Annotated in this window: 10 protein-coding genes; 7 read left to right on the top strand and 3 right to left on the bottom strand. The window is 73.0% G+C overall.

Going from position 1 to position 10515, the window contains the following annotated elements; translation table 11 throughout:
- Positions 1 to 5: 5 nt before the first annotated feature.
- Positions 6 to 260 carry a Smr/MutS family protein gene (locus IEZ10_RS33585; RefSeq protein WP_189250546.1) on the top strand — a complete coding sequence of 85 codons (255 nt, stop codon included), beginning with the start codon at positions 6 to 8 and terminating at the stop codon, positions 258 to 260.
- Positions 261 to 354: 94 nt separating this feature from the next.
- Here the strand turns inward: IEZ10_RS33585 and IEZ10_RS33580 are convergent, their stop codons facing one another.
- Positions 355 to 1662, bottom strand: coding sequence for a DHA2 family efflux MFS transporter permease subunit (locus IEZ10_RS33580; RefSeq protein WP_268246402.1), 1308 nt, complete (start codon positions 1660 to 1662; stop codon positions 355 to 357).
- Between the two features lie 205 nt (positions 1663 to 1867).
- Here IEZ10_RS33580 and IEZ10_RS33575 point away from each other — a divergent pair, with 205 nt between their 5' ends.
- Positions 1868 to 2437: a TetR/AcrR family transcriptional regulator gene (locus IEZ10_RS33575; protein WP_189250545.1), complete on the top strand. Its 570-nt coding sequence runs from the start codon at positions 1868 to 1870 to the stop codon at positions 2435 to 2437.
- A gap of 91 nt (positions 2438 to 2528) precedes the next feature.
- Here IEZ10_RS33575 and IEZ10_RS33570 read toward each other — a convergent pair whose 3' ends face one another.
- Both IEZ10_RS33570 and IEZ10_RS33565 read right to left on the bottom strand, forming a co-directional pair.
- Positions 2529 to 2690, bottom strand: coding sequence for an SDR family NAD(P)-dependent oxidoreductase (locus IEZ10_RS33570; protein WP_189250544.1), 162 nt, complete (start codon positions 2688 to 2690; stop codon positions 2529 to 2531).
- Between the two features lie 62 nt (positions 2691 to 2752).
- Complete coding sequence (locus tag IEZ10_RS33565) at positions 2753 to 3391, bottom strand: GntR family transcriptional regulator (protein ID WP_189250543.1); 639 nt, start codon at positions 3389 to 3391, stop codon at positions 2753 to 2755.
- Between the two features lie 109 nt (positions 3392 to 3500).
- Here IEZ10_RS33565 and IEZ10_RS33560 point away from each other — a divergent pair, with 109 nt between their 5' ends.
- The 5 genes from IEZ10_RS33560 to IEZ10_RS33540 are packed head-to-tail and all read left to right on the top strand — an operon-like array spanning position 3501 to position 10489.
- The gene (locus IEZ10_RS33560; protein WP_189250542.1) at positions 3501 to 5513 is read left to right on the top strand and encodes a beta-galactosidase; all 2013 of its coding nucleotides are present in this window, start codon (positions 3501 to 3503) and stop codon (positions 5511 to 5513) included.
- On the top strand, positions 5510 to 6892 hold the full coding sequence (gcvPA, locus tag IEZ10_RS33555; protein ID WP_189250541.1) for an aminomethyl-transferring glycine dehydrogenase subunit GcvPA: 1383 nt from the start codon (positions 5510 to 5512) through the stop codon (positions 6890 to 6892). The genes IEZ10_RS33560 and gcvPA overlap by 4 nt, the downstream gene beginning before the upstream one ends.
- Entirely contained in the window at positions 6889 to 8448 is a 1560-nt protein-coding gene (gene gcvPB / locus IEZ10_RS33550) for an aminomethyl-transferring glycine dehydrogenase subunit GcvPB (RefSeq protein ID WP_189250540.1), read from the top strand. Before gcvPA ends, gcvPB begins: the two co-directional genes overlap by 4 nt.
- Entirely contained in the window at positions 8445 to 9737 is a 1293-nt protein-coding gene (locus tag IEZ10_RS33545) for an ATP-NAD kinase family protein (RefSeq protein WP_229811901.1), read from the top strand. Before gcvPB ends, IEZ10_RS33545 begins: the two co-directional genes overlap by 4 nt.
- The gene (locus IEZ10_RS33540; RefSeq protein WP_189250539.1) at positions 9734 to 10489 is read left to right on the top strand and encodes an SDR family NAD(P)-dependent oxidoreductase; all 756 of its coding nucleotides are present in this window, start codon (positions 9734 to 9736) and stop codon (positions 10487 to 10489) included. The genes IEZ10_RS33545 and IEZ10_RS33540 overlap by 4 nt, the downstream gene beginning before the upstream one ends.
- Positions 10490 to 10515: the final 26 nt, after the last annotated feature.

The following is a 10515-nucleotide window of genomic DNA, read 5'->3' as shown; positions in this document are numbered from 1 at the left end:
ACACCGTGAAGCTCAAGCTCGACCTGCACCCGATCTTCAACCGCGGTGGCGAGATCGACAAGGCGCTGCGCGGCGTCATCGACGAGGCGATCAGGAAGAGGGCCACCGAGGTCGAGATCATCCCCGGGAAGGGCTCCGGCCAGCTCAAGAAGAAGGTGCTGCGCTTCCTGGAGCAGAAGGAGATCAAGGCCCTCTACCACCGCATCGACAAGGACTCCAAGAACCACGGCCGGCTGTTCGTCTACTTCCGCCACAAGTAGCCGCGTACGCCGGCGCGGACGGGCGTCCTCCGCCGAGGCCGCGCCGGCCCGCGCCGAGGGCTGCGGATGACCCGGCGGTCCTACGCCGAGCGGCTCAGGACGCGGGCCGACCGGGAGGAACCGTCAGCGGCGGCTCACTGACCGCATGGCCTCCTGGCCGTTCGGCCCGGACGCTCCTCGGCGTCCGGGTCGCGGTCAGCATCAGGCCGGTGAACACGGCGCAGGCCAGCGTCACGGCACCTGCCGCGAGGAAGGCGCTGTCGAGGCCGGATTCGAAGGAGGCGCCACCGGACTCCCGCGTGTGGACGATCGCCCCGAGCAACGCCACGCCGAGCACCGCGCCGATCTGCCGGGTGGTGCTGCTGACGCCCGAGGCGAGGCCGCCCTCCTGCGGGCTGACCGCCTGGATGGCGGCCCCGGTCAGCGGCGACATGGTGAGAGCGAACCCGATGCCGACGACCGCCAGCCGCCACCACACGTTCCCGTAGCCGGTATCGGCGTGGACGGAGCCCAGCGCCAGCAGCCCCAGCCCGGCCAGCGCCAGGCCGATGCTGACGACGACGCGGAAGCCGTACCTGGCCGCGAACCGGCCCGCGTACGGGCTGACGATCACCATGGCCAGCGAGGTGGGCAGGGTCCGCAGCCCGGCGACCAGGACCGAAGTGCCCTGGACGTAGACGAAGAACTGGGAGAAGAAGAACGACGACCCCATCAGCGCGAACCCGACCACGACCATCGCCGTGTTGGACACCGTGAACAGCCGCCGGCGGAACAGCCGCAGCGGCAGCATCGGCGTCGCCACACGGCTCTCGACCACGACGAACGCGGCCAGGAGCACCAGTCCGGCGGCGAAGCCGCCCAGGATCACCGGCGAGGTCCACCCTCGGGAACCGCCTTCGATCAGGCCGTAGGTCACGGCGCCCACGCCCGCGACGGACAGGACCGTGCCGGGGACGTCGATCGGCGGCGCGCTCGGGTTGCGGGATTCCCCCAGCACGCGCAGCCCGGCCAGCAGCAGCACCGCCCCGATGGGCACGTTGACCAGGAAGATGGCGGGCCAGCCGAAGGCCTCCACCAGGATCCCGCCCGCCAGCGGTCCGGCGGCCAGGCCGATGCCGCTGAACCCGGCCCACAACCCGATCGCCCTGACGCGCTCCCCCGGGGCGGGATACGCGGCGGTGAGCAGCGCCAGTGAGGCGGGGCTCAGCGCCGCGGCCCCGGCGCCCTGCAGTACCCGCCCGGCGATCAGCCAGCCGATCGAGGGCGCGAGCGAACACACCACCGACGCGGCCGTGAACACCACCACCCCGGCCAGGAACACCCGTCTGCGGCCGAACCGGTCGGCGAAGACGCCGCCCGACAGCAGCAGCATGGCCACCAGCAGCACGTAGGCGTCGACGATCCACTGCAGATCCGGTCAGCCCGGTGTGGAGCCGCTGCTGCATGTCGGGCAGGGCGGCGCCGACGATCGTGTTGTCGAGCAACACCATGAACTGACCCGCGCAGGTCAGGGTGAGCAACGCTTTCCGCACATCTCTCCTAAAAGCAGTTATTGGCTGCGTTTGGGGGAGACTCTAACGCAAGTCTCGACTGCTTTAATGTGGGGTATGGATGAGCAGGGGCGGGCCAGGCGGCCCGGCGGGCGCAGCGCCCGGGTCCGCGCGGCGGTGCACCAGGCCGTTACCGACCTGGTCGGCGAGCGCGGCTACGGAAACTTCACCGTCGGCGAGGTCGCGGCCCGCGCGGGCGTGGCCGACACCAGCCTCTACCGCCGGTGGGGCAACCTCGAAGCCCTGCTCAGCGACGTGTTGCTGACCCGGCTCAACGCGCAGGCGCCGATGCCTGACACCGGGAGCCTGGCCGGCGACCTGCGCGCCTACGCCGCCATCGTGGCCCGCGAGGTCACCGGACCCGACGGCCTGGCGGTGGTGCGGCTGACCATCGCGCTGTCGGGCGAGGGTCAGCCGGGCCTTCAGGCGCGCGACGAGCTCCTGGCCGACCGCACCAGGCAGTTGCAGGCCATGCTCGACCGCGCCCGCGACCGCGGTGAGGACCCGCCCGACGCGCTGGAGGTGCTGGACCATCTCCTGGCGCCGATCTACATGCGCGTCCTGTTCGACGTGGGCCCGCTCACCCCTGACTACCTCGACGGGTTGGCCGACCGGTTGCTCGCCTGATCGGTCCGGCGCGGGCGCGTGAGGGCGCCGAGGCGGGGAACGGGACCCGGCCGCGAGGTCTGAGTCCCGCGACGTGTTCGGACCCGCTCGGTCAACGGAGCCTGCCGGTACCCGCGAGTTCGGCCTCGACCTGTTCGGCGTTCCGTGCGCTGGCGACCACCGCATCCCCCTCGGCCGGCGCCTCGCGTGCGATCTCCAGGCCGAACCCACGCGAGGCGCCCGTGACGAACCAGACCCTCGTGGAACCCTCCACCCGGATGATGAGGATCGCTCCCGCCACTCGCCCCCCGGCGGGCGGGCCGGGCCGGGCGGCGGTCAGGGGATGCGGGGGATCATCCGCTCCATGCCGTTGACCCAGTTGTCCCGCAGGGCGCTCACCGCGCCCTGAAGGTCGTCTTCGAGCAGCCGTTCGGCGATCCGGCGGTGCTCCTCGGCGGCGCGCGCCGTCGGGGTGCCGTCGCCGGACATCAGATGGGTGTAGCGGCGCATGCCCGCCTTGACGCTGGTGATCAGATCGAGCAGCCGTTCGTTGCCGCAGCCGCTCAGTAGCAGGTCGTGCCACTCGTCGTCGTGGCGTTCGATCTCCTGGCGCGCGGCGACGTCGACGGAGAACTCCCGGGCGAGCCGGAGCAGCTCCGGGGCGATCTCGCGCAGGTGGGCCGGGTCGGAGCTCTCCAGGGCCAGCGCCTCCAGGGCCGCCACGATCGCGCACAGCTCCCTGAACTCCTTGCGGCTGACCGGGGCGAACCGGAATCCCCTGCCCTGGTTGCTCTCCAGCACGCCCTCGCCGGCGAGGGTGATCAGGGCCTCGCGCAGCGGGGTCCGGCTGACGCCGAGCTCTCCGGCCAGGACGGCCTCGTTGATGTCGGTCCCCGCGGCGAAGTCGCCCCGTTCGAGCCGGAGCATCAGCTCCTCGCGGATCTGATCGCGGAGGGGGCGCCGCTCGATCGCCATTGCACTCCTTGGATTGATCTCGGCTGAAGCCTACCGCTTGACGGCATTCAGCACACTGCACTATGAATTCTGCATACAAAATATTACATGTCACAGATTGGAGTTTCGGGTGGGGCTGACCAGGGTTTCCGGTCTGCTGTTCGGCGGTGACTACAACCCCGAGCAGTGGCCGGAGCACGTCTGGGAGGAGGACGTCCGGCTGATGGCCGAGGCGGGCGTCAACATGGCGACCGTCGCCGTCTTCTCCTGGTCCCGGCTCGAACCGCGTCCCGGGGAGTACGACTTCGGCTGGCTGGACCGCGTCCTCGACCTGCTGCACGAGCACGGCGTCGCCGCCGACCTGGCCACCGCCACCGCGACCCCGCCGCCCTGGCTGGTCCGCGACCACCCCGAGGTGCTGCCGGTGGACGCCGCCGGGACGCGCCTGGAGTTCGGCTCCCGGCAGAGCTACTGCCCCAGCTCGCCGGTCTTCCGCGACGCCGCCGTCCGCCTGGTCCGCGCCATGGCCGCCCGGTACGGCCGGCACCCCGCCCTGGCCCTGTGGCATATCAGCAACGAGTACGCCGACCACGTCCTCGAATGCTTCTGCGCCGAGTCGGCCCGGCACTTCCGGACCTGGCTGGAGAGCCGCTACGGGACGGTCGACGGGCTGAACGCCGCCTGGGGCACCTCCTGCTGGGGCCAGCACTACACCGCGTTCGACCAGGTCGAACCGCCCCGCAAGGCCCCCGGGCCGGTCAACCCCACCCAGGTCCTCGACTGGCGCCGCTTCTGCTCCGACGCGCTGCTGGAGTGCTTCGAGCTGGAGCGGGCCGTACTGCGCGAGGTCACCCCGGACGTGCCGGTGACCACCAACTTCATGAGCATCCTGCACGGCCTGGACTACTGGAAGTGGGCCGCCGCCGAGGACGTGGTCAGCGACGACGCCTACCCCGACCCCGCCGACCCCGAATCGCACGTGGCGGTCGCGCTCAGCTACGACCTGATGCGCTCGCTGAAGCGGCGGCCGTGGATCCTGCTGGAGCAGGCCGCGAGCGCGGTGAGCTGGCGGGAGGTCAACGCGCCCAAGCCGCCGGGCATGATGCGCCTGCACAGCCTGCAGGCCCTGGCCCACGGCGCGGACGGCGCGATGTTCTTCCAGTGGCGGCAGGCCCGCTACGGCCCGGAGAAGTTCCACTCCGCGCTGCTCCCGCACGGCGGCACCGCCGCCCGCGGCTGGCGGGACACCCTCCGGCTCGGCGCCGACCTGCGGCGCCTCGCCGAAATCGCCGGAACCGGGACACGCGCCGACGTGGCGCTCCTCCTCGACTGGGACAGCTGGTGGGGCCTGGAGGCCCCCGAGTCGATGCCGTCCGACCGGCTCAGGCTCAAGGACCTCCTGCTGTCCTGGTACCGGCCGCTGCACGCCCGCGGCGTCGCGGTCGACCTCGTCCCCGCGGGCCGAGACCTGTCCGGCTACCGGGTGGCCATCGCGCCCAACCTCTACCTGTGCACGCCGGAGCAGGCCCGGCACCTGGCCGCCTTCGACGGGCACCTCGTCGTCGGACCGTTCAGCGGCGTCGTCGACACGGCCGACCAGGTGCACGACGGCGGCGCCCCCGGCCCGCTGCGCGAACTGCTCGGCCTGACGGTCGACGAGTTCTGGCCGCTCCCCGACGGACAGGTCCAGCGGGTCCGGCCCGTCACCGGGACGGTCACGGGGGCGTGCGCCGACGCGGCGGCCGTACCGGCGCGGACCTGGGCCGAGTGGCTGCGCGTCGAGGACGCCGAGGTGCTCGCCCGCTACGAGGGCGGCGACCTCGACGGGCAGCCGGCGATCACCCGCCGCGGGCGGGCGACCTACCTGAGCTGCCTGCTCGACGACGTCACCCCGGTGCTGTCGGAGGTCCTGGCCGCCGCGGGCGTCCGGCCGGTGGCCGACGTTCCCGAGGGCGTGGAGGCCACCCGCCGGGGCCCCTACCTCTTCCTGCTCAACCACGCGACGACCCCCGCCCGGATGGACCTCGCCGAGCCGGGGACCGACCTGCTGACCGGCCGTGAGCTGCGCGGCCGGATCGAGATCCCGGCCCGCGACGCGGTGGTGCTCCGCACCGGCGCCGGACCGACCGAAGGAGAACGGTGACACACCCCTACATCCCGAACGCCGAACCGGGCGTGCGGGCCGAGATGCTGGCGGCCATCGGCGCCGCGAGCGTCGAGGAGCTCTACGCCGCCATCCCGGCGGACCTGCGCCTGGACCGGCCGCTGGACCTGCCCGAGCCGCTGGCCTCCGAGCACGAGCTGGTCGCGCACATGCGCGGGCTGCTGGGCCGCAACACCGACACCACCGAGGCGCTCAGCTTCCTCGGCCACGGCTGCTACCCGCACCACGTGCCGGCCGTCTGCGACGAGATCAACGGGCGCGGCGAGTTCCTCACCGCCTACGCGGGCGAGCCGTACGAGGACCACGGCCGGTTCCAGGCCCTGTTCGAGTACGTCAGCATGATGGCCGAGCTGCTGGAGATGGACGTCGTCAACGTCCCCACCTACGACGGCTACCAGGCGGCCGGAACCGCGATCCGGATGGCCGTCCGCTACACCGGCCGGTCGAAGGTGCTGGTCAGCGGGGCCGTCGCCGCCGACAAGATGAGCAAGCTGCGCGACTTCCTCGACCACGACGTCGAGCTGGTCGTCGCCCCGGTCGGGCCGGGCGGCGAGATCGGCGACGCGCGGATCGACGAGACCTTCGCCGCGATCTACCTGGAGACCCCGAACGTCTACGGCGTCGTGGAGACCCGGGGCCGCGAGCTCGCCGAGCTCGCGCACGCCGCCGGCGCGCTGCTCGTCGTCTCCGCCGACCCGATCTCGCTGGGCGTGCTCGCCCCGCCCGCCGCCTACGGCGCCGACATCGCCTGCGGCGACATCCAGTCGCTCGGCATGCACCAGGCCCACGGCGGCGGCCACGCCGGGTACATCGCCACCCGCGACGAGGAACGCCTGGTCGCGGAGTTCCCCTCGCGGCTGTTCGGCCTCGCGCCGACCGAGGTCCCCGGCGAGTACGGCTTCGGCGACGTCTTCTACGACCGGACCTCCTTCGCCCACCGCGAGGAGGGCAAGGAGTGGGTGGGCACCGCGGCCGCCCTGTGGGGCATCACCGCCGGGGTCTACCTCGCGCTGATGGGCCCCGAGGGCATGCGCGAGCTCGGCGAGACGATCCTGGCCCGCACCCGCTACGCGATGGAGCGGCTCGCCGCCGCCGGCGCCCGGGTGCTGCACCCCGACGCGGTGCACTTCCGCGAGTTCGCGATCGAGGTGCCCTCCGCGGACGGCCTCCTCGCCGCGCTGCGCGAGCACGGCATCTTCGGCGGCGTCCGGCTGGACGACCGCACGCTGCTGGTCTGCGTGACCGAGCGGCACTCCAGGGACGACATCGACCGGCTGGCGGCAGCCGTGCGGGAGGGGATCGGCGTGAGCGGAACCATCGAGGGCGCCGGTACGCCGGCGGCGGGGGAGACGGCGTGAGCGGGCACGCGGGCGAGCCGTTCGCCGAGCTGCCGGTCGCACCCAAGCCGCGGCTGCGCCGGTTCCACCAGGCCCGCTGGGACGAGCCGATCATCTTCGAGCAGTCACGCCCCGGACGGCGGGGCATCGCCGTACCGGCCCCGGGCGTGCCCGCGGTGGAACTGCCCGACACGGTACGGCGGGCCGAGCCGCCCAGGCTGCCGGAGATGTCGCAGCTGCACGTGCTGCGGCACTACGTCCGGCTGTCGCAGGAGAACCTGGGCGTTGACCAGGCCATCGCGGTCGGCCAGGGCACCTGCACGATGAAGTACAGCCCGAAGGTCAACGACCGCTTCGTCACCGACCCCAAGGTGGCCGAGCTGCACCCGCTCCAGCCCGACGACACCGTGCAGGGCGTACTGGAGATCTACTGGCGGCTGGAGCGGATGCTCGCCGAGATCTCCGGCATGCACCGGGTCTCGCTCCAGCCCGCCTCCGGGTCGGCGGCGATCTACGCCAACGTCGCGATGATCCGCGCCTACCACGCCTCCCGCGGCGAGGGGGAGCGGCGCGACCAGGTCATCACCACGATGTTCTCGCACCCGTCCAACGCCGCCTGCGCCAAGACCGCCGGGTACGAGGTCATCACGCTGATGCCGGACGAGAACGGATGCCCCGACATCGAGGCGCTGCGCGCCGCCGTCGGGCCCCGCACCGCGGCCCTGATGATCACCAACCCCGAGGACACCGGCATCTTCAACCCGCGCATCGCCGAGTTCGTCGCGCTGGTGCACGAGGCGGGCGGCCTGGCCTGCTACGACCAGGCCAACGCCAACGGCCTGCTCGGCGTCACCCGCGCCGCGGACGCCGGGTTCGACCTGTGCCACTTCAACCTGCACAAGACCTTCTCCACCCCGCACGCGTGCGGTGGACCGGCGGCCGGCGCGAGCGGCGTGTCCGAGGCGCTCGCCCCGTTCCTGCCGGGACCGACCGTGGAGTTCGACGGATCGCGGTATCACCTCGACGCCGACCGCCCGCTCTCCGTCGGCAAGATGCGCCCGTTCCTCGGCGTCACCCCGAACGTGGTCCGCGCCTACGCCTGGATCATGGCGCTGGGCGCCGCGGGCCTGCGCGAGGTCGCCGAGACCGCGGTGCTCAACAACAACTACCTGATGCACAGGATCCTGCAGATCAAGGGGGCCTCGGCGCCCTGGGGGCGGAACCGCCTGGAGCAGGTCCGCTACTCCTGGCAGGAGCTGTCGGAGGAGACGGGCGTCCACTCGGAGGAGATCGGCGTGCGCGCCGCCGACTTCGGCGTGCACTACTGGACCAGCCACCACCCCTACGTGGTCCCCGAGCCCTTCACCCTGGAGCCGACGGAGTCGTACTCCAAGGAGGACCTCGACGAGTACGCCGCGATCCTGGAGCACGTCGCCGACGAGGCCCGCCGCGACCCCGGGCTCGTCAAGGGAGCCCCGTACAACCAGACGGTCCACCGGATCGACCCGTCGTCGCTGGACGATCCCGAGCGGTGGTCGCCCACCTGGCGCGCCTACACCCGCAAGCACCTGTCATGACCACCGACCGGCCGGATCCCTCCCGCACCGCCGCCGGGCACCCCGGTTCCTCCCGCGCCGCGGGGGGAACCGGGGACCCGGGGCGGGCCGCCCGCCCCGGCCCCCCGGGCGGCGCGGCCTTCACGGTCGGGCTGATCGTCAACCCGGTCGCGGGGATCGGCGGCCCGGCCGGGCTCAAGGGCAGCGACGGCGCCGGCGTGCAGCTGGAGGCCCTCGCCCGGGGCGCGTCCCCCCGGGCGGGCGAGCGGGCCGCGCTGGCCGTACGGGCGCTGCTGGCCCGCCGCCCGGACACCAGGATCGTCACCGTCGCGGGCCCGATGGGCGAGGACAGCGTGCGCGCCGCCGGAGGCGTCCCCGAACTCCTACGGCTCGCCCCCGGCGACCCCTCCTCGCCCCGGGACACGACGGCGGCCGTCGAGGCGATGCGGGACGTCGACCTGCTGCTGTTCGCCGGAGGGGACGGCACCGCCAGGGACGTCCTCGACGGCTCACCGTCCTGCCCGGTGCTCGGCGTCCCGGCTGGCGTCAAGGTCTACTCCGGCTGCTTCGCGGTCAGCCCCGCCGCGGCGGGGACCACGGCCGCCGAGTTCGGCCGGGACGCCGGACGGGCCGGAAGCACGGGCAGCCCAACGAGCACGGGAGGCACGGGGAGCACCCTCGCCGCCGAGGTGGTGGATCTCGACGAGGACGCCTACCGGAGCGGCCGGGTCAGCCCCCTGCTCTACGGCACCCTGCGGGTACCCGCCGCACGGGCGCGGCTGTCTGGCCGCAAGGTCGGCTCCTCCGCCGCCGCCCCCGGGTCGGCCGAGGCGATCGCCCGGGAGGTCGCGGCCCGGATGCGGCCCGGCGTCCGCTACGTCCTCGGCCCCGGCGCCACCACCATGGCCGTGGGGCGGCTGCTCGGCCTGGACACCACGCTGCTCGGCGTGGACGTGGTCCAGGACGGCGAGCTGGTCGCCGCGGACGTGACCGAACGGCGGCTGCTCGGCCTCGTCGAGGGGCACGAGACCTGCGCGGTCCTGTCGGTCATCGGCGGGCAGGGCTTCGTGCTCGGCCGGGGCAACCAGCAGATCGGCCCCGCCGTACTCAAAAAGATCATGGCTTCCGGGGGGCTGCTCGTCCTGGCCACCCAGCAGAAGCTCGCCGGTCTCGGCGGCCGGCCGCTGCTGGCCGACACCGGAGACCCGGAGGCGGACGCCCTCGTCGCGGGCCACGTCTCCGTCATCACCGGGCACCGCGAGAGCGCGGTGTACCGGATCCGACCCGCTACCGAGGAGTTCACAGCATGACCGCCCTGACTGACAAGGTCGCCATCGTCACCGGCGGCGCCTCCGGCATCGGCCGGGCCACCGCGCTGCTCTTCGCCCGCCAGGGCGCGGCCGTGGTGGTCGCCGACATCGACGCCGCCGGCGCCGTGGCGGTCGCCGAGGAGATCGGGAACGAGGGCGGCAGGGCCGTGGCCGTCGAGGCGGACGTGGCCGCCGAGGCCGACTGCGCGCGGGCCGTACGGACCGCGGTGGAGACCTTCGGCGGGCTGCACGTGCTGTTCAACAACGCCGGGATCATCCGCCGCACCACCGCGCTGGACCTGTCGGCCGACGAGTGGGACCGCGTCATGGCGGTCAACGTCAGATCGGTCTTCCTGATGTGCAAGCACGCGATCCCCGCCATGAAGGACGGCGGCTCGATCGTGAACACCGGCTCCGGCTGGGGCCTGAAGGGCGGCGGCAACGCCATCTCCTACTGCGCCTCCAAGGCCGCCGTGGTCAACATGACCCGGGCCCTGGCCATCGACCATGCCAAAGCCGGAATCCGCGTCAACTCCGTCAACCCCGGCGACACCGACACCCCGATGCTCCGCGACGAGGCCCGCCAGCTCTCGGAGGACTGGGCGGCCTTCGCCGCCGACGCCGCCGACCGGCCGATGGGCCGCGCCGGATCCCCCGACGAGATCGCCCAGGCCGTCCTCTTCCTGGCGAGCGACGCCGCCAGCTACGTCACCGGCGCGGCCCTGGTCGTCGACGGCGGCGGACTCGCCTGACCCACCCCCCACCCCCCGCGAAACCC

Origin of the sequence: Streptosporangium pseudovulgare (assembly GCF_014648055.1) — a bacterium.
GTDB lineage: Bacteria > Actinomycetota > Actinomycetes > Streptosporangiales > Streptosporangiaceae > Streptosporangium > Streptosporangium pseudovulgare.
This window is presented reverse-complemented; position numbering and strand designations above follow the sequence as displayed.